This window comes from Nocardia sp. NPDC049707, assembly GCF_040674855.1.
GTDB lineage: Bacteria > Actinomycetota > Actinomycetes > Mycobacteriales > Mycobacteriaceae > Nocardia.
Window position 1 is genome coordinate 75590 of the sequence record NZ_JBFANN010000014.1, and the last position, 18168, is coordinate 93757.

Annotated in this window: 18 protein-coding genes and 1 pseudogene; 10 read left to right on the top strand and 9 right to left on the bottom strand. The window is 65.7% G+C overall.

Going from position 1 to position 18168, the window contains the following annotated elements; genetic code table 11:
• The first annotated feature begins 106 nt into the window (after positions 1 to 106).
• Positions 107 to 1465 (top strand): FAD-linked oxidase C-terminal domain-containing protein, encoded by a 1359-nt coding sequence (locus AB0J29_RS15580; protein WP_364785431.1) that lies wholly within the window; start codon positions 107 to 109, stop codon positions 1463 to 1465.
• A 37-nt stretch (positions 1466 to 1502) separates the two neighbouring features.
• Positions 1503 to 1829 carry a GNAT family N-acetyltransferase gene (locus AB0J29_RS15585; RefSeq protein ID WP_364785434.1) on the top strand — a complete coding sequence of 109 codons (327 nt, stop codon included), beginning with the start codon at positions 1503 to 1505 and terminating at the stop codon, positions 1827 to 1829.
• Between the two features lie 89 nt (positions 1830 to 1918).
• On the opposite strand, the gene AB0J29_RS15590 is transcribed toward AB0J29_RS15585, so the two are convergent.
• From AB0J29_RS15590 to AB0J29_RS15600, 3 genes and pseudogenes are all read right to left on the bottom strand, one after another.
• Entirely contained in the window at positions 1919 to 3079 is a 1161-nt protein-coding gene (locus AB0J29_RS15590; RefSeq protein ID WP_364785437.1) for an acyl-CoA dehydrogenase, read from the bottom strand.
• 157 nt (positions 3080 to 3236) lie between these two features.
• Positions 3237 to 3917 (bottom strand): TetR family transcriptional regulator, encoded by a 681-nt coding sequence (locus tag AB0J29_RS15595; RefSeq protein ID WP_364785440.1) that lies wholly within the window; start codon positions 3915 to 3917, stop codon positions 3237 to 3239.
• Positions 3918 to 4098: 181 nt separating this feature from the next.
• Positions 4099 to 4578 (bottom strand): annotated as a pseudogene (locus AB0J29_RS15600) (GtrA family protein); the annotation flags it as partial.
• 137 nt (positions 4579 to 4715) lie between these two features.
• Between AB0J29_RS15600 and AB0J29_RS15605 the strand changes: the two are divergent.
• Positions 4716 to 5924 carry a 5-(carboxyamino)imidazole ribonucleotide synthase gene (locus tag AB0J29_RS15605; protein WP_364785443.1) on the top strand — a complete coding sequence of 403 codons (1209 nt, stop codon included), beginning with the start codon at positions 4716 to 4718 and terminating at the stop codon, positions 5922 to 5924.
• Positions 5914 to 6417 (top strand): 5-(carboxyamino)imidazole ribonucleotide mutase, encoded by a 504-nt coding sequence (purE, locus tag AB0J29_RS15610; RefSeq protein ID WP_364785446.1) that lies wholly within the window; start codon positions 5914 to 5916, stop codon positions 6415 to 6417. Before AB0J29_RS15605 ends, purE begins: the two co-directional genes overlap by 11 nt.
• Here the strand turns inward: purE and AB0J29_RS15615 are convergent, their stop codons facing one another.
• From AB0J29_RS15615 to AB0J29_RS15625, 3 genes are read right to left on the bottom strand one after another with little or no spacing between them, the layout of a single operon-like run.
• Complete coding sequence (locus AB0J29_RS15615) at positions 6418 to 7731, bottom strand: HAMP domain-containing sensor histidine kinase (RefSeq protein ID WP_364785449.1); 1314 nt, start codon at positions 7729 to 7731, stop codon at positions 6418 to 6420.
• An 18-nt stretch (positions 7732 to 7749) separates the two neighbouring features.
• Positions 7750 to 8427 carry a response regulator transcription factor gene (locus tag AB0J29_RS15620; RefSeq protein ID WP_040686995.1) on the bottom strand — a complete coding sequence of 226 codons (678 nt, stop codon included), beginning with the start codon at positions 8425 to 8427 and terminating at the stop codon, positions 7750 to 7752.
• A gap of 30 nt (positions 8428 to 8457) precedes the next feature.
• On the bottom strand, positions 8458 to 9015 hold the full coding sequence (locus AB0J29_RS15625) for a PH domain-containing protein (RefSeq protein ID WP_364785452.1): 558 nt from the start codon (positions 9013 to 9015) through the stop codon (positions 8458 to 8460).
• 273 nt (positions 9016 to 9288) lie between these two features.
• On the opposite strand from AB0J29_RS15625, the gene AB0J29_RS15630 reads away from it, so the two are divergent.
• A complete protein-coding gene (locus AB0J29_RS15630; RefSeq protein WP_364785455.1) occupies positions 9289 to 10242 on the top strand; it encodes an acyl-ACP desaturase in 954 nt (317 codons plus the stop codon).
• Between the two features lie 79 nt (positions 10243 to 10321).
• Here AB0J29_RS15630 and AB0J29_RS15635 read toward each other — a convergent pair whose 3' ends face one another.
• Positions 10322 to 11122 (bottom strand): biotin--[acetyl-CoA-carboxylase] ligase, encoded by an 801-nt coding sequence (locus AB0J29_RS15635; RefSeq protein WP_364785458.1) that lies wholly within the window; start codon positions 11120 to 11122, stop codon positions 10322 to 10324.
• 9 nt (positions 11123 to 11131) lie between these two features.
• On the bottom strand, positions 11132 to 11311 hold the full coding sequence (locus AB0J29_RS15640) for a hypothetical protein (protein WP_364785460.1): 180 nt from the start codon (positions 11309 to 11311) through the stop codon (positions 11132 to 11134).
• Between the two features lie 269 nt (positions 11312 to 11580).
• Here AB0J29_RS15640 and AB0J29_RS15645 point away from each other — a divergent pair, with 269 nt between their 5' ends.
• The 3 genes from AB0J29_RS15645 (at position 11581) to AB0J29_RS15655 (ending at position 14328) form a co-directional block, all read left to right on the top strand.
• A complete protein-coding gene (locus AB0J29_RS15645) occupies positions 11581 to 13221 on the top strand; it encodes an acyl-CoA carboxylase subunit beta (protein WP_364785463.1) in 1641 nt (546 codons plus the stop codon).
• 146 nt (positions 13222 to 13367) lie between these two features.
• Positions 13368 to 13688: an acyl-CoA carboxylase subunit epsilon gene (locus tag AB0J29_RS15650; protein WP_364785466.1), complete on the top strand. Its 321-nt coding sequence runs from the start codon at positions 13368 to 13370 to the stop codon at positions 13686 to 13688.
• Positions 13689 to 13692: 4 nt separating this feature from the next.
• Positions 13693 to 14328: a nucleoside triphosphate pyrophosphatase gene (locus tag AB0J29_RS15655; RefSeq protein WP_364785469.1), complete on the top strand. Its 636-nt coding sequence runs from the start codon at positions 13693 to 13695 to the stop codon at positions 14326 to 14328.
• Here the strand turns inward: AB0J29_RS15655 and AB0J29_RS15660 are convergent.
• Positions 14254 to 15039, bottom strand: a complete 786-nt coding sequence (locus tag AB0J29_RS15660; protein WP_364785472.1) for a transcriptional regulator — start codon at positions 15037 to 15039, stop codon at positions 14254 to 14256. The genes AB0J29_RS15655 and AB0J29_RS15660 overlap by 75 nt on opposite strands.
• A 167-nt stretch (positions 15040 to 15206) precedes the next feature.
• Between AB0J29_RS15660 and AB0J29_RS15665 the strand changes: the two genes are divergently transcribed.
• Positions 15207 to 16121, top strand: a complete 915-nt coding sequence (locus AB0J29_RS15665; RefSeq protein ID WP_364785475.1) for a sulfurtransferase — start codon at positions 15207 to 15209, stop codon at positions 16119 to 16121.
• A 233-nt stretch (positions 16122 to 16354) separates the two neighbouring features.
• Positions 16355 to 18160, top strand: coding sequence for an acetyl/propionyl/methylcrotonyl-CoA carboxylase subunit alpha (locus AB0J29_RS15670; protein WP_364785478.1), 1806 nt, complete (start codon positions 16355 to 16357; stop codon positions 18158 to 18160).
• The last annotated feature ends 8 nt before the right edge of the window (positions 18161 to 18168 follow it).

Genomic DNA, 18168 nt, shown 5'->3' on the forward strand with positions numbered 1-18168 from the left:
GAACGACCAACATCGCATCGGCCTCGGCGTTGTAGCAAACCTCCAGGGAGAACCGGACGCGCGGCTGTTACAGTCGGGCACTCACTCGCCGTATAGCGTGAGCTGTGTGGACCTGCATGACCTGATCTCCCGTCTGCCCGAGGGTGCCGTGCGCACCGATCCCGATCTGCTGGAGGGCTATCGGCAGGACTGGGCGCGCGATCCAAGTGCGGGCACACCACTGGCCGTGGTGCGTGCGACCGGCACCGATGATGTCGCGGCGACGTTGCGCTGGGCGCACGAACACAAGGTCGCGGTGGTGCCGCGCGGGGCCGGATCCGGACTGTCCGGCGGTGCGACGGCCGTCGACGGCGGCATCGTGCTCAGCACCGAACGCATGCGCGCGATCACCGTCGACCCGGTCACCCGCACCGCGGTAGTCCAACCCGGCCTGCTCAATGCCGAGGTCAAACGTGCGGTCGCCGAGCACGGCCTGTGGTACCCGCCGGACCCGTCCTCCTTCGAAATCTGTTCGATCGGCGGCAATGCGGCCACCAACGCGGGCGGCCTGTGCTGTGTGAAATACGGCGTAACCACCGATTACGTGCTCGGCATGGAGGTGGTGCTCGCCGACGGCACGGTGCTGCGACTCGGCGGGCCGCGGCTGAAGGATTCGGCGGGCCTGTCACTGACCAAGATGTTCGTCGGCAGCGAAGGCACGCTCGGAGTCATCACCGAACTCACCCTGCGGCTGCTGCCCGCACAACCGCCGCAGTCCACCGTGGTCGCGACCTTCGCGACGCTGACCGCCGCCACCGAGGCCATCCTTGGCATCACCGGCGCCCTGCGGCCCGCCATGCTCGAGTTCATGGATGCGGTCACGATCAATGCGGTCGAGGACGAGCTACGGATGGGGCTGGATCGCGAGGCCGCCGCGCTGCTGGTCGCCCGCTCCGACGCACCGGGCGAATTCGCCAGGCACGAAGCCGAAATCATGGTCGGCATCTGCGAAAAGGCCGGTGCCACCGAGGTTTTCCACACCGAGGATCCAGAGGAGGGCGAAGCCTTCACCGCCGCACGGCGGTTCGCCATTCCCGCGGTGGAGCGGATCGGATCGCTACTGCTCGAGGATGTCGGTGTTCCGCTGCCGCGGCTCGCCGATCTGGTCAACGGTATCGCCGCCATCGGGGTGCGAAATGACGTGCTGGTCGCGGTGATCGCACATGCCGGGGACGGCAATGCCCACCCGCTCATCGTGCACGACCCGGCCGACGCGGATATGACCGAACGCGCACACCGCGCCTTCGGCGAGATCATGGCGCTGGCCATCGAACTCGGCGGCACCATTACCGGTGAACACGGGGTGGGCCGGCTGAAGAAGGCGTGGCTGCCCGATCAACTCGGTCCCGATGTGATGGCACTTACCCGCCGGATCAAGGATGCGCTCGACCCGCATGGCATCCTCAATCCAGGCGCGATTCTGTAAACGGAACATTCCCGGCCGCTGAGGAGTTCACCCGAACATGACGACCAGGCTCGAGCACAATGTCGCCGATACCCGATTCGAGATCTATATCGACGACACCCTCGCCGGGTACGCCGACTACGCCGAACGCGAAGACGCTGATCTCACCCGCCCCGTCGGCTCCGCCGACAACCATCCCCCCAGGGTCCGGGACTTCCACCACACCATGACCTTCCCGGAGTTCCGCGGCCGCGGTGTCGCCGCCCAGGTGGTCGAATACGCGCTGCGGGATTCGCGCGCCGCGGGGTTCGCGATCATTCCGACCTGCTGGTACGTCGAGAAGTACATCGCCGAGCACCGCGAATACGCCGATCTGGTCGCCTGACAGGCATACGTAATACGTCTGTCAGGCGTACACAGCCGGGTGTTCACACCGCTCGCGCAGCGGCGTGAACACCCGGTCGGTTTGCGTTATCAGCCCCGCAGCAGCGCGCGCGACATGACGACGCGCTGAATCTGGTTGGTGCCCTCGTAGATCTGGGTGATCTTGGCGTCACGCATCATTCGCTCCACCGGGAAGTCGGTGGTGTAGCCCGCACCGCCGAAGAGCTGCACGGCGTTGGTGGTGACCTCCATGGCCACATCGGAGGCGAAACACTTGGCGGCGGCGGAGATGAAGCCGAGGTTCTTCTCGCCGCGCTCGGCGCGGGCCGCGGAGGTGTAGACCATGAGGCGGGCGGCCTCGATCTTCATCGCCATGTCGGCCAGCATGAACTGGGTGTTCTGGAAGTCGGCGATCGCGGTGCCGAACTGCTTGCGGTCCTTGGTGTATGCGATCGCGGCGTCCAGCGCACCCTGCGCGATGCCGACAGCCTGCGCGCCGATGGTCGGGCGGGTGTGGTCGAGGGTCTGCAACGCGGTCTTGAAGCCCGTGCCCGGCGCACCGATGATGCGATCACCCGGCACCCGGCAGTTCTCGAAATACAGTTCGGCGGTGGGCGATCCCTTGATGCCGAGCTTGTGCTCGACCGGGCCGACCACGAAGCCCTCGTCATCGGCGTGCACCAGGAATGCGGAGATGCCATTGGCACCCTTCTCCGCATCGGTCACCGCCATGACGGTGTACCAGGAAGACTTGCCGCCGTTGGTGATCCAGCATTTGGAGCCGTTGATGATCCAGTCGTCGCCGTCTTGCTTGGCGCGGGTGCGCATGCTGGCGGCATCGGAGCCCGCCTCCCGCTCGGACAATGCGTAGGACGCCATTTCGCCGTTGACGATATCCGGCAGCACCTTCTGCTTGAGCTCCTCGGAACCGTTGAGAATCAGGCCCATGGTGCCGAGCTTGTTGACCGCCGGAATCAGCGAGGACGAACCGCAGACCCGGGCGACCTCTTCGATCACGATGCAGGTGGCGACCGAGTCCGCGCCCTGGCCACCGTAGGCCTCGGGCACGTGTACCGCGTTGAAGCCGGCGGCGTTCAGCGCTTTGAGCGCCTCCTCCGGGAAGCGGGCGTCGCCGTCGACGTCCTTGGCGTACGGAGCGATCTCCTTCTCCGCCAGTCCGCGGATGGCCGCACGCAGTTCGTCGTGGAAGTCCTCCAACTGGAAGAGAGTGAAATGCGGATTTCCCGCCATGGGACACACTCCTGGTTTGTCGGTCGTGATTTTGCTCGATCAGATTTCAGCGATCGGCACTCAGTGCCACACTCCGATCGAGTGTACGCCCAGAACTCGCGTCAAGTGCGATTATATGGTGGCACTGAGTGTCAGATACTGCATACTATGACCCCCGTCACAGACTATCGAGCTGGCGTGCGACCAGATCGGCGACTTGCCGCGGCGACATATCCCTCGGGAACACCGCGACCACCAGCTCCGCGGCCCCCGAACCGCGCCCACGCGGAATCGCCGCCAACTCCTCGCGCAGATCCGCCGCGCCCGCATCCGATTCGCCGCGTACCATCCGGCGCAGCAGGTAATTGTGCGTGGCCGTCACCGCGGCCGCGAACTGCACCCGCGCCAGATCAGGCACCTCCGGCAGTCGCTCGCGCAGATAGTCGGTGAACAACCGCTCGTATCGAAACACGGTCACGATCTCGCGCTCGCGCAGTGCGGGCACCTTCCGTACCACCCGATACCGCCGCTCGGCGATCTCGCGCCACTGGGTGAACCGCTCGAATACCTGCACCGCCGCGGCGCATACCGCCTCCCACGGATCCCCCTGCGCCGCCGCCAAGAACTCCGCGGCCCGCGCCAACTGCGACTCGTGATCGGCGAAGATCACATCCTCCTTCGACCGGAACTGCCGAAAGAACGTCCGCCGCGAAATCCCCGCCGCCTCCGCGATCTCATCCACGGTCGTCGCCTCATACCCCTGCTCGGCGAACAACCGCAGCGCTTGATCCACGACGGTCAGCCGAAACCTGGTCGCGTCATCCCCACTACGCCCCCGAAAGAGTTCCTCAGTCGCCACCGCATCACCGTACTGAGCCCCGCCGATGCGGGATCCGCATGGCTGAGACCAGCATGTGCTCGCGGCCGCGATCAAGACCGGCATACAGGTTTCCGTCGCCGCGCTCCGGACCGAGAACTCAGCTGCGGCCGAGTTGCTCTTCCCCGAGCAGATCCTCGAATTCCTCGACGAGCTGGCTGATTTCGTCCGGGAACACCCAGCGGCGCATCGCCCAGAAGCGGAACGCCATCTGCAGCAGATTGCCGATGATGAAGGCGCTGACGAAGTCCGCGATGTTCTCGACGGTGAAGCTCACATCGGGCTGGCGTAGGTCGAAGATGTAGCTGGAGATCCACAGCGGGATGAAGCTCAGCACGACGCCGACGCCGCTGACGACGAAGAACAGCAGCGCCTCGTGGTGCTTCTCGCGACCGCCGCGGTTCTTGAACGACCATTCGCGGTTGAGGATGTAGGAGCAGATGACCGCGATCACGCCGGAGATGATCTTCGCGGTGACCGGCTTGGTCTCCAACACGGTCCACTTGAGCACGTAGAAGATGCCCGAGTCGATGATGAAGGTGGTCGCGCCGACGATGGCGAATTTGATCAGTTCGCGGTGGCGATAAGCGATCTCCCGCAGGGGCTTGGGGAGGACGTTGACCACATCGTCGACGAAAGACACAAGGCCACAGTGTACCGGTAGCGATCCCGGCGCTCGGACATGACAAGATTGCACGACGTGAGGGAGCGAAGCGAGCGAACCATCAACACAGCCCCTGTGGGCGGTACGTCGGAGCCGAGCGTCAGCGAGGTGCAGGCGTGACCGCCCGCCGTTCCTTCGATCCTGCCGCCATGCCCACCGTCACCATGATCGGTGGTGGCCAGCTCGCGCGCATGACACACCAGGCCGCCATCGCGCTGGGGCAGCGGCTGCGGGTGCTGGCCGAGAATCCGGATGACCCGGCCGCACAGGTGAGCCCCGAGGTCGTACTCGGCAGCCACACCGATCTGACCGCCCTGCGCAAGGCCGCCATCGGCTCGCACGCGCTCACCTTCGATCACGAACATGTGCCGACCGAACATCTGGAGGTGCTGGTCGCCGAGGGCGTGAATGTGCAGCCGCCGCCGCATGCGCTGGTCTTCGCGCAGAACAAGCTGGCCATGCGGACCAAGTTGTCCGAACTCGGGTTGCCGGTGCCCACCTTCGTGCCGGTGACCTCGGTGGCCGATGCGGTGCGATTCGGTGACGAGCACGACTGGCGGATTGTGCTGAAGGCGGTGCGCGGCGGTTACGACGGGCGCGGAGTTTGGATGCCGGAGTCGGCGACCGAAGCCGAGACGATCGTGTCCGATCAGTTGGCGCACGGCGTGCAGTTGCTCGCCGAGGCCAAGGTGGACCTGAAGCGCGAACTGTCGGCGATGGTGGCGCGTTCACCGTTCGGTCAGGCCGCTACCTGGCCGGTGGTGGAGACGGTGCAGCGCAACGGCCAGTGCGCCGTGGTGATCGCGCCCGCGCCGGACTTGAGCGACGAATTGGCCGCGCAGGCCGAGACGCTCGCGCTGAATCTGGCCGGGGAACTCGGTGTGGTGGGTGCGATGGCGGTCGAACTCTTCGAAACCAATGACGGCGCCATCCTGATCAACGAATTGGCGATGCGCCCGCACAACTCGGGTCACTGGGGCATGGACGGCGCGTGCACCGGCCAGTTCGAACAGCATCTGCGTGCGGTGCTCGACTATCCGCTCGGCGATACCAGTCCGCTGGCGCCGGTCACGGTGATGGCGAATATTCTCGGCGCGGCCGAGTCGCCGACCATGTCGATGGACGAACGGCTGCACCACCTCTTCGCCAGATTGCCGCAGGCCAAGGTGCACCTGTATGGCAAGGGCGAACGCCCAGATCGCAAGATCGGGCATATCAACGTGCTCGGCGACGATGTCGCCGTAGTGCGCGAGCAGGCCGAGCGCGCGGCGCATTGGATGTCGCACGCGGTGTGGACCGACGGATGGGATCCCCATGGTGAGTAATGCGCAAGTTGGCCTGATCATGGGCAGCGACTCCGACTGGCCGACCATGGAGGCCGCCGCGATCGCCTTGGCGGAGTTCGATATTCGCTTCGAGGTCGGCGTTGTCTCGGCCCACCGCACGCCGCAGCGCATGCTCGACTATGCCCGCGAGGCGGCGGGCCGCGGTCTGAAGGTCATCATCGCGGGCGCGGGCGGCGCCGCCCACCTGCCCGGCATGGTCGCCTCCGCCACCCCGCTCCCGGTCATCGGCGTCCCCGTCCCGCTCAAATATCTCGACGGCATGGACTCGCTGCTGTCCATCGTCCAGATGCCGGCGGGTGTCCCGGTGGCCACCGTCTCCATCGGCGGCGCCCGCAATGCGGGCCTGCTCGCCGCCCGCATTCTTGCCGCCCACGACCCCGCGCTGCGCACCCGCATGGAACAGTTCCAGGTCGGACTCGAAGCAATGGTCTTGGAGAAGGACGAAGCCCTCCGCACCGAACTCCTCGGCTGATCAGCGCGGCTCGGGCACCTGCGCACCGTTGGTCGTCCGCTGCGACGCGCTGGATCCGAGGAACATCGCGAACAGCGCGGGGCGGCGGCGCTGCAATTCCAAACGTCCACCATCGGCCTCGATGAGTGCCCTGGCGAGGGCGAGTCCGACACCGGTCGAGCCGCCGGCGGAGAAGCCTCGGTCGAAGATGTGCGGCGCGAGTTCGTCACGGATGCCATCGCCCTCGTCGGCGACCTCGACCACCACCAGGGGCTCCCGATCGCTGACCGTGCGCACCGTGCGCACCGAAACCGTGCAGGTGCCGCCGCCGTGCATCAGCGCATTGTCGACCAGTACGGCGAGCGCTTCGCGCAGCCGGGAGCCGGTGATCGGCGCGCGCAGCGATTCGTCGCCGATCAGCCGCAAGATCCGGCCGGCCTCGGTGAACGGATGCGACCATTCCTCGACGACGCCGCGCAGTTCGTCCATGACCGGCACCGGGTCGCGATCGGCGGCATCCTCGTCGCGAGAGGCCCGCACCAGATCGTCGATGGCGTCGGTCAGCCGGTCGACCTGCGCCATCGCCTCCTCGGCCTCGTGCACCACGGCCGGATCGGCATGCTCGGACAACTCGTCCAACCGCAATCGCACCGCGGTCAGGCGGCTGCGCAGCTGATGGGAAACATCCGCGACCAGCGCGTGCTCGCGTTGCAGCCGCCCGGCGATCTCGACGGTCGCCGAATCGAGCACGTCGGAAACCCGGTCCAGTTCGGAAATCCCATGCCGCCGCGGATCCGGCCGGAAATCACCCATGGCCAGTCGGGCGGCGCGGGCCGCCACGTCACGCAGCGGATCGGCGACCCGGCGCGCGGTGATCATCGCCACCGACACCGCCGCGCCCAGTGAGGCGAGCACCGCGAAGGCGACCACCGCGACGGCCTGGATCTGCTGCGCATGCATCGGCCCCGACGGCACCTCGAGGCGCAGCGACCCCTCGGTGCCCATCGCCAGCGATTCCACCACCGGATCGTGGACCTGCTCCGCGCCGATATCGAGCCGGGAGGCATTGTCCTGCGGCGCCGGATAGATGATGGTCAGCTTGCCGTCCTCAGGGATCAGCGGCCGCACCAGGCGGGTGTCGAGTTCGCCGAGCACCATGCCGTCGCCGTGTTCCTGGGCGATGATCTCCGCGGCGATCCGCTCCAGCCGGTTCTCCAGATCGTTGCGGGTGATGTCCTCGACCCAGAGCCACGCGGTGTAGATCAGCGGGACACCGAGCACCACCGTGGTGATGGTCAACACGGTGAGCAGTGATCGCAGAATTCTGCGTCTCATATCAGTTGTGCCGCACCATCAGTCGGTATTCAGTCGGAAGCCGACACCGCGCACGGTGACGATGCGTCGCTCGGCCATCGGGCCCTCGTCGCCGATCTTGCGGCGCAGCCAGGACATGTGCATATCCAAGGTCTTCGAACCGCGCAGCTCGGCGTCGCCCCACACCTCGCGCAGAATCGTCTCGCGCGGCACCACTTGACCCGCCCGATCGATCAAAACCTTGAGCAGCTCGTATTCCTTATTGGCCAAACCGACTTCGACGCCGTTCACCAGCACCCGGCGCGCCGCGGGCTCCAGCCGGATACCGCCGACCTCGACCGCCTCGTCACCGATTCCGCTGCGCCGCAACAGCGCTCGCACCCGGGCGAGCAACTCGGCCAACCGGAACGGTTTGCCGACATAGTCATCGGCACCCGCGTCCAAGCCGACCACGAAGTCCACCTCATCGGTGCGCGCGGTGAGCATCAGCACGGCCAGATCGGCACCGCGGGCGCGCACCTGGCGGCACACCTCGAGCCCGTCCATACCGGGCAGGCCGAGATCGAGAATGAGCAGATCATGATCGCCCTCCAGGGCGCGTTCGAGCACCGCGGGCCCGAAGCGTTCCACGGTGACCGAATAGCCCTCGCGCCCAAGCGCACGCGACAGCGGTGCGGCGATGGCCTCATCGTCCTCGGCCAGCAGTACGGCGGTCATATGCTCAGATTACGGACCTGCGCCGACAGATCATCGGTAACCGCCCCCAGGCGTGCCGCTGCGGCCGCGGTCGTCCCGGTGCCGATCGTCGTCCCTCGACTCCTCGAACACTTGGCGGTACAGCAGTGCGTGCACCTGCTGCACCTGCGGGATGTCGTCGTATTCGAGCGGTTCCTCCGAGGACGAGCCGATGATCAGGGTGCCGGTGCCGAGCATTCGGTCGAACAGCCCGTGCCGGAACTGCACACTGGAAATCCGGCTCATCGGGATATCGATGCCGGTGTGGGTGATCACGCCCTGCCGGATGAGCACCCGACGGTCGGTCACGATGAAATGCGTCGACTTCCAGCTGATAATCCTTGCGACACAACGCCATCCGATAACGCAGAGCCAGACGACCAGCACCGTGATCAGCAATACCGAACGGGTCGTGCCCTCGGCCCTGCGCCAGATCAACCCCCCGGCGAATCCGGCCAGTGCAGTCGCGACAATGAGTGTCACAATCGGCCAGAACAGCATTTTCCAATGCGGATGACGATGGAGTATCAACTGCTCGTCCGGGGCGAGCACTTCCTCCGGATAACCCATGTCGAAACCCTACCGCGAGAACATGCCGGTTAGCGTGGACAACGACGCGTGCCGTACTGCACAAATCGTCACCTTGTGCCGTCGCCACCTCGAGTACCTCTCGAGTATCCTCGAGATTGCGCACAAGATCGCTCCATAGCCTCGGGGCCGACGGCAACCGCTCGATCCGGCTCTGTTGTTCGACTAGCTCTCGTTTTGTTCTGCTCAACGCTCTGCCTGTGAAAAGACAAGTCCGGCTTGACAAGACGTCGAAACCGAACCGCGGAGGCGTATGTGACGAAGGATCTGACCCAGCTGCAAATCCTGACCGAACTCGAACCGGTGGCCGAAGAGAATCTCAACCGCCACCTGTCGCTGGCCAAGGACTGGCACCCGCACGACTACGTCCCGTGGGACGAGGGACGCAACTTTGCCGCGATGGGCGGTACGGACTGGGCGCAGGAGCAGTCCAAGCTGAACGAGGTCGCCAGGGCCGCCATGATCACCAACCTGCTCACCGAGGACAATCTGCCCTCTTACCATCGGCTGATCGCCGAGAATTTCTCCCAGCACGGCGCGTGGGGCACCTGGGTCGGGCGCTGGACGGCCGAGGAGAACCGCCACGGCATCGTCATACGCGACTACCTCGTGGTCACCCGTGGCATCGATCCGGTCGCACTCGAACAGGCCCGCATGATCCACATGACCCGCGGCGTGCCCTCGCCCGAGGACTGGGGCGGATTCCTGGTCAATGTCGCGTACGTGACTTTCCAGGAACTCGCCACCCGGGTCAGCCACCGCAATACCGGCAAGGTCTGCAAGGACCCCATCGCCGATCGCATGCTGCAGCGCGTCGCCACCGACGAGAACCTGCACATGATCTTCTACCGCAATATGTGCGGCGCGGGCCTGGATCTGGTGCCCGACCAGGCCATGGTGGCGATCACCCAGATCCTCACCAACTTCATCATGCCCGGCTTCGGCATGCCCAATTTCCGCCGCAACGGCGCGCTGATGGCCAAGCACGGCATCTACGATCTGCGCCAGCACCTCGAAGAGGTGGTGCAGCCGGTGCTGAAGAAGTGGAATGTCTTCGAGCGCACCGACTTCGGGCCGCGCGGTGAACGGGCGCGGCAGGAACTCGGCGAGTTCCTGGAGAAGCTGGAAAAAGACGTCCTCAAGTTCGAGGAACAGCGCGATCGCCTGCTCGCCCGCGAGGCGGCGCGCGGCATTGTGCAACCGGTCTGATCCCGCCGATGCCGTTGCACAACAGCACCCCTTGCCGGGATTCGTGGGTCCGCGCAAGGGGTGCGGACTTCGGCCGAGGTCAGTAGCCGGCGCGCAGGTGGGTTACGTCGGCGGCGGAGACGACATGTTCGCCGATGCGCAGACGACCCGCGGTATCGACATCGTCGGCGATGCCCTCGAGGGTCTGGCCGCCGGGTAGTTCGGCGCGCACGGGTGCGCCCAGGGTGGCGCAGCGGTCGCGGTAGACGCCGATCAGGTCGGTGGCGTCCCAACCGGCGTCACGCCACGCGGTGAAGCGGCGGGCGAATTCGGCCAGCAGCGACCGCACGAGCTCGGTGCGGTCGGTGACCTTCGCCCCCGCCAGCGTGAGCGAAGTGGCATGCGGCACCGGCAGTTCCGCCTCGGTGAGACTGACGTTCAGGCCGACCCCGACGACAACGGCGGGTGTCCCACCGCCGGAGGCGACTTCGGCCAGGATGCCCGCGACTTTACGGCCATCGATCAGCACATCGTTGGGCCACTTCAGATTCGCGTCCACACCGGCGGTCGCGCGCAGTGCGTCCACAACGGCGACACCGGTGAGCAGCGGCAGCCAGCCGAGCGCGGCCGGCTCGATGCCACGCAGCCGCACCAATAGCGACATCGCTATCTGTGCGCGCGGCGGGCTGATCCAGGTCCGAGCATGCCGACCCCGGCCCTGCTCTTGGGTTTCGGCGAGCAGTACCGCGTGATCAGCATCGGCCGCCCCGGCCCGAGCGATCAGATCCGCATTGGTGGACCCGGTCGACTCCACCACATCGATGTGAGAGAAGAACGTCAGCTCGGGCGAATCGATGAGACTGCGCCGCAACTGCTCTGCATCCAATGGTGGCCTGTGCACCCCGGCAGGTTATCCGACGAGGTCGTACTCGCGATTCGGTACCGCGACGAGCATGCCGTCCGCGGATTTCGCTTCGTCCTCGGCCCGCTCCTGCGGATCCACCACGGTCGGCTCGGTTTCCCTGGTCTGCCAACTGGTCCACGAGGTCGCCGCGGCGTGTTCGGCGACTCTACTGCTCCATCCCCACATGATCAGTCCTCAGCTAGGTGTGCGTTTTCCTCCCATGCGCCGCACTTCCCCCTTATCTCGAGCTGAAATGCGTACGTCCTCAGGCTATCCGGGCACCGCCGCGCCACTCCACTGATTTTCCGGCCGCGAGTGCCACATTCGGTTCGATAATCGACCAGGAAGTTTGCGGCCATTCGCTGGTTGGAACATGATCTAGCTGCGGTTTTTTACTGACCGGTAAGCGACACTCGGTTACCGAGAAGCACTGGCACTGGTTACACTCCGGAGCCATGACGAGTGTCCAGCACCAGCCCGCATCGGAATCGGCGGGCGCCCCCGATATCCACACCACCGCTGGGAAGCTGGCTGATCTGCGGAATCGGTTGGAAGAGGCCGAGCACCCGATGGGTGAGGCCGCGGTCGACAAGGTGCACGCCAAGGGCAAGATGACCGCCCGCGAGCGCATTCTCGCACTGCTGGACGAGGGCTCCTTCGTGGAGCTGGACGCACTGGCCCGCCACCGCAGCGTGAACTTCGGCCTGGAGAGCAACCGGCCGCTCGGCGACGGCGTGGTGACCGGCTACGGCACCATCGATGGTCGCGACGTCTGCATCTTCAGCCAGGACGTCACCGTCTTCGGCGGCAGCCTCGGCGAGGTCTACGGCGAGAAGATCGTCAAGGTGATGGATCTGGCGCTCAAGACCGGCCGCCCGCTGGTCGGCATCAACGAGGGCGCGGGCGCACGCATCCAGGAGGGTGTCGTCTCGCTGGGCCTCTACGGCGAGATCTTCCACCGCAATATCCAGGCGTCCGGCGTGATCCCGCAGATCTCGCTGATCATGGGCCCGGCCGCTGGTGGGCATGTCTACTCGCCCGCACTGACCGACTTCGTCGTCATGGTCGACGGCACCAGCCAGATGTTCGTCACCGGGCCGGATGTCATCAAGACGGTCACCGGTGAGGACGTCACGATGGAGGACCTCGGCGGCGCGCACACCCACATGACGAAATCCGGTGTCGCGCACTACGTCGCCTCCGGCGAGCAGGATGCGCTGGACTACGTCAAGGACCTGCTGAGCTACCTGCCGAGCAACAACCGCGCCGAAGCCCCGCGCTTCCCGGCCAGCGACCCGATCACCGGCGCCATCGAGGATTCGCTCACCGACGAGGACCTCGAGCTGGACACGATCATCCCGGATTCGCCGAACCAGCCCTATGACATGCACGAGGTCATCCGTCGCCTGCTCGACGACGACGAATTCCTCGAGGTGCAGGCCGAGCGCGCGATGAACATCATCGTCGGCTTCGGTCGGATCGACGGCCGCAGCGTCGGCATCGTCGCCAACCAGCCGACCCAGTTCGCGGGCTGCCTCGATATCGACGCTTCGGAGAAGGCCGCGCGCTTCGTGCGCACCTGTGACGCCTTCAATATCCCGATCATCACTCTGGTCGACGTTCCCGGCTTCCTGCCCGGCACCGACCAGGAATACAACGGCATCATCCGGCGCGGCGCGAAGCTGCTCTACGCCTACGGTGAGGCCACTGTGGGCAAAATCACCATCATCACTCGCAAGGCCTACGGCGGCGCCTACGACGTCATGGGTTCCAAGCATATGGGCGCCGATGTGAACCTCGCCTGGCCGAGCGCGCAGATCGCGGTGATGGGCGCGTCGGGCGCCGTCGGTTTCGTCTACCGCAAGCAGCTGCAAGAGGCCGCGAAGAGCGGAAACGATGTCGACGCACTGCGCCTCGAGCTGCAGAACGAGTACGAGGACACCCTCGTGAACCCCTACGTGGCCGCCGAGCGCGGGTACGTCGACGCGGTCATCCCGCCCTCACATACCCGCGGCCAGATCGTCTCGGCGCTGCGTCTGCTCGAGCGCAAGATGGTCACCTTGCCGGCGAAGAAGCACGGCAACATTCCGTTGTGATCAAGCGATAATCTCGATGGGCCGCGCACACTGGTTTACAGAGACGCAATGAGTCGATTCGAGGATGATGATCGCTTGATCCATATGTCTTCGAGTCGGGCATGGGCTCGATCGGAATAGAGAGAGGATCTGGCACTGTGACGACCGTGGCAGATGATGATGTGTTGACCGCCGTCGAACTGGATCTCGCAGTCGACCCGATCGCGGATACCGTCGAGGTGGCCGCGCCAGCGGCAGTCCCGGCATCCGCGGTGGCGGAGCAGCCGTTCATCCGAGTCATCAAGGGTGCGCCGTCCGATGAGGAAATCGCGGCGCTGGTATGCGTACTGTCGGCGGCCGCGAACAGCGCCGTTAGTAGCGGACCGGTCGGTCCGGCCGACTCCTGGGGTCGTCCGACCCTGCTGCACCGCGGCACCTCGCCGTGCTCTCCGTACGCTTTCCCGCAACTGTCACACCTGCGCGACTGATCGGATGACGAGACTCGTTCTCGCCTCCGCGTCGCCCGCCCGCCGCGCGGTATTGCGCTCGGCGGGCATCGAACCCGTCGTCCGGATCTCCGATATCGACGAGGACGCCGTTGCCGCGGCACTGCCGCCCGGCACGGCGCCCGAGGTCGTCGTGGTGGAACTCGCGCGGGCCAAGGCACGGTCGGTGGCCGCCACGATTTCGGATTTCGCGACGGATTGCGTTGTGGTCGGCTGTGATTCGATGCTGCTCGTCGACGGCGAGCTACAGGGCAAGCCGCATACGCCCGAGGTGGCGCGGGCCCGCTGGTCCGAAATGGCTGGGCGCAGTGCCGATCTCATTACCGGCCATTGTGTCTTGCGCATGCGAGACGGCGAGATTGTCGGCGAATCCGTCGACTGCAGTTCCACTACCGTGCATTTCGCCAAGCCCGAACCCGAAGAACTGGACGCCTATATCGCGACCGGCGAGCCCTTGCAGGTCGCGGGCGCATTCACCCTCGATGGCATGGGCGGTTGGTTCGTCGATCGCATCGATGGCGATCCGTCGAGCGTTATCGGGATCGGACTACCACTGCTGCGCCGACTGCTTGGCGACATTGGGGTCGGCATTGCGCAATTGTGGCGGCACTCGCCCAGCTGACGGCGGCGCGATCCGCGGCTCCGTCCCGGCCTCCGCGCCGATCGGCAGCGGTGTCGCATTGCGCTCCGGCTCGCGCCGCGCCATGAGTTCCAAGCGGATCATGCAGAGCTCCGGCTCGACGAAAGGTTGCAGCCGGACGTTCACCTCGCCACGCACGCCGTTGCGATCGAGAACCTCTTTGATCAGGCCCAGGTGCACGCCGCACACGACCTCGGAATGGGTGCGTGCGAGTTCGCGCAGCGGGCAGGCGGTCAGCCGGATCAGGACCTGCCCATCGGTCTCGGCGGCCGCATCGCGCTCGGGTGCGAAACCGAGTTCGGACATCAGCGTCATGGTGACGTCCTTGGCGTCCTCCAATGACTCGACCGCATGGTCGCCCGCGTCGAGTTTGGCACCCCAGGCACGTCCGGCGGCTATGGCCGCCTCGGAGCGACGCCGCGGATCAGGGCCGAGCTGGTCGGCGAGAACCTCGGCCAGTTCCTGATAGCCAATCGATCGCTGAATCGCCCGGTAGCCGATGCGCGGGCGCCCACGGCCGCGCGGTGGTTGTTGGAACTGCCGCACCAGCGATTCCCTGGTGAGCACATCCAAATGGAACCGAACAGTGGTGACGTGCTGTCCGGTGATTCTGGCCAGTTCTTGGGCGTCGAGAGGTTCGCTGGCGCCACGTAGGATCGCGAGCAGTCGACGCCTCGGCCAAGAATCGGACATAGCTCACCCCTCCTCCCGGGAGACTTTATCGGATGAGAGTGCGATTTATTCGCCCATTCAGCCGATTTGTGATCTGAAACGAGTTTCACTATCACCTCACACCTAACATCGGCGTGAGACCCAAACCGCTATAACCACCCGTCTACCTCGTGTGAAGGACCCATATCGTGCCCGTTGCCCGGAACCCTCATCCTGCTTTCGGTGCGTACGCACATCCTCACCGACTAGTAACCACAGAGTGGCTATCGGCAAACATCGGCACGCCGGGACTCAAGATCATCGAGTCCAACGAGGACATCCTGCTCTATGGCATCGGTCACGTTCCCGGCGCCACCAAGATCGATTGGCGGGGCGACCTCAACGATCCGGTTACGCGTGACTATATCGATGGCGCCCGGTTCACCGAGCTGATGCGCGCCAAGGGAATCGAGCGCGACGATACCGTGGTGATCTACGGTGATCGCGGCAACGCGCAGGCCGCGCACACGTTCTGGGTCTTCACCCTGTTCGGACATCCGGATGTACGACTACTCGACGGCGGACGGGACGCGTGGATCTCCGAGGTGCGCGATACCACCTTCGACCTCCCCTACCCGCTGCGCAGCGAGTATCCGACGGTCGGACGCGACGACGGTTCGGCGCGGGCGTTCCGCGAGGATGTGCTCGCCCATCTCGGCAGGCCGCTGATCGACGTGCGCTCCCCTGAGGAGTACTCCGGCGAGCTGATCCAACCGACGGTCAATCCCGAGGACGCGGCGCTGCGCGGCGGACATATTCCGACCGCGGTGAACATTCCGTGGACCGAGGCCTGCCACAGCGACGGCAGGTTCCGTTCCCGCGCCGCATTGGACGAAATCTATGGTGCGCTCGCGGCCGCGGACGATCTGATCGTCTACAGCCGGGTCGGCGAACGCTCCAGCCACACCTGGTTCGTGCTGACCTATCTGCTCGGCTTCGAATCCGTGCGCAATTACGACGGGTCCTGGACCGAATGGGGCAATTCGGTTCGCATGCCGATTGCCAAGGGATATGAACCGGGTGACGTACCGACGGCCGGTACCCGCAAGGCGCGAGCCCGATAGGCTGATCTGACACATACAGCCGACCGCGGTATCCGAATTGCGGCGTTCCTGGCCCGACATGGTCACGCAGGCTGCCGCCTCCGGGCCCGATGTAACGCTGCGGGTGTGATCCGTGACCTACTGTGGAGTAGGGCTATCCGAGTGCGGCGGTTGTTGACAGACTGCCTACACTCCCCCGAGACGGAAGTATGTCGACCACGGGGCGACCAAGAAGATTGCTAACAGGAGGCTCAGTGCCCAGCCATGCCAGCGCGCGGATATCGAAGGTACTCGTAGCTAACCGAGGCGAGATCGCAGTTCGCGTGATCCGGGCGGCCAAGGATGCCGGTATCGGCAGTGTCGCGGTATACGCGGAGCCCGATGCGGATGCCCCCTTCGTGAAGCTCGCCGACGAGGCGTTCGCCCTTGGCGGGCAGACCTCGGCCGAGTCGTACCTCGTCTTCGACAAGATTCTCGATGCCGCGGCCAAGTCCGGTGCCGACGCCATCCATCCAGGCTACGGATTCCTCTCCGAGAACGCCGACTTCGCCCAGGCCGTCATCGACGCCGGGCTGATCTGGATCGGCCCCTCCCCGCAGTCGATCCGCGATCTCGGTGACAAGGTCACCGCGCGCCACATTGCCGAGCGCGCGAAGGCGCCGATGGCGGCGGGCACCAAGGATCCGGTCAAGAACGCAGCCGAGGTGGTCGAGTTCGCCAAGCAGTACGGCGTGCCCGTCGCGATCAAGGCCGCCTTCGGTGGTGGCGGTCGCGGCATGAAGGTCGCGCACTCCATCGAGGAGATTCCGGAGCTGTTCGACTCCGCCGTTCGCGAGGCCACCGCGGCCTTCGGTCGCGGTGAATGCTTCGTCGAGCAGTACCTGGACAAGGCTCGCCACGTCGAGGCGCAGGTCATCGCGGACAAGCACGGCAACGTGGTGGTGGCCGGTACCCGTGACTGCTCGCTGCAGCGCCGGTTCCAGAAGCTGGTCGAGGAGGCGCCCGCGCCGTTCCTGACCGATGATCAGCGCGCGCGAATCCATGCTTCGGCCAAGGCGATCTGCCGGGAAGCCGGTTACTACGGCGCGGGCACCGTGGAATACCTGGTGCAGGGCGACACCGTGTCGTTCCTCGAGGTGAACACCCGCCTGCAGGTCGAGCACCCGGTCACCGAGGAGACCGCCGGTATCGACCTGGTGCGTCAGCAGTTCCGCATCGCCGAGGGCCACGCGCTGGCGATCACCGAGGATCCGACGCCGCGCGGGCACGCATTCGAGTTCCGGATCAACGGTGAGGACGCCGGGCGCGGCTTCCTGCCGGCGCCGGGTCCGGTTTCGGTATACCAGGAGCCCAGCGGCCCCGGTGTGCGTGTCGATTCCGGTGTGGTGCAGGGCAGTGTGATCGGCGGTCAGTTCGACTCGATGCTGGCCAAGCTGATCGTCACCGGCGAGAACCGTGAGCAGGCGCTGCAGCGGGCCCGGCGCGCGCTGGCCGAATTCCACGTCGAGGGGCTGGCGACGGTCATCCCGTTCCACCGCGCGATCGTCGAGGATCCGGCATTCATCGGTGACGGCGAGAAGTTCGACGTCTACACCAAGTGGATCGAGACCGAGTGGGCCAATAACATCGAGCCCTACACCCCGGCCGGTGCCGCCGCTGACGAGGACGCGGAACTGCCGCGACAGAAGGTCGTCGTCGAGGTCGGTGGGCGTCGGGTCGAGGTATCGCTGCCGGGCAACTTCACCGTCGGCGCCGGTGCCGCGGGTGCGGGCAGCAATGGCGCCGGGGTGATCCGCAAGAAGCCCAAGGCGCGCAAGCGTGGCGGCGCCGGTGGCGGCGCCGCCTCCGGTGACGCGGTCACCGCGCCGATGCAGGGCACCGTGGTGAAGGTCGCGGTCGAAGAGGGCCAGTCGGTCGAGGCGGGCGATCTGATTCTGGTGCTCGAGGCCATGAAGATGGAGAACCCGGTCAACGCGCACAAGGCCGGTGTGGTCACCGGACTGTCCGTGGAGGCAGGCGCGGCCATCACCCAGGGCACCGTGCTGGCAGAGATCAAGTAAGTAAACAG

Excerpts from the sequence above, each read along its gene's own strand:
- AB0J29_RS15585 (WP_364785434.1), top strand. The coding sequence starts at position 1,503 with ATGACGACCAGGCTCGAGCACAATGTCGCCGATACCCGATTCGAGATC.
- AB0J29_RS15590 (WP_364785437.1), bottom strand. The coding sequence starts at position 3,079 with ATGGCGGGAAATCCGCATTTCACTCTCTTCCAGTTGGAGGACTTCCAC.
- purE (WP_364785446.1), top strand. The coding sequence starts at position 5,914 with ATGGTGAGTAATGCGCAAGTTGGCCTGATCATGGGCAGCGACTCCGAC.
- AB0J29_RS15615 (WP_364785449.1), bottom strand. The coding sequence starts at position 7,731 with ATGAGACGCAGAATTCTGCGATCACTGCTCACCGTGTTGACCATCACC.
- AB0J29_RS15620 (WP_040686995.1), bottom strand. The coding sequence starts at position 8,427 with ATGACCGCCGTACTGCTGGCCGAGGACGATGAGGCCATCGCCGCACCG.
- AB0J29_RS15625 (WP_364785452.1), bottom strand. The coding sequence starts at position 9,015 with ATGGGTTATCCGGAGGAAGTGCTCGCCCCGGACGAGCAGTTGATACTC.
- AB0J29_RS15640 (WP_364785460.1), bottom strand. The coding sequence starts at position 11,311 with ATGTGGGGATGGAGCAGTAGAGTCGCCGAACACGCCGCGGCGACCTCG.
- AB0J29_RS15645 (WP_364785463.1), top strand. The coding sequence starts at position 11,581 with ATGACGAGTGTCCAGCACCAGCCCGCATCGGAATCGGCGGGCGCCCCC.
- AB0J29_RS15655 (WP_364785469.1), top strand. The coding sequence starts at position 13,693 with ATGACGAGACTCGTTCTCGCCTCCGCGTCGCCCGCCCGCCGCGCGGTA.
- AB0J29_RS15660 (WP_364785472.1), bottom strand. The coding sequence starts at position 15,039 with ATGTCCGATTCTTGGCCGAGGCGTCGACTGCTCGCGATCCTACGTGGC.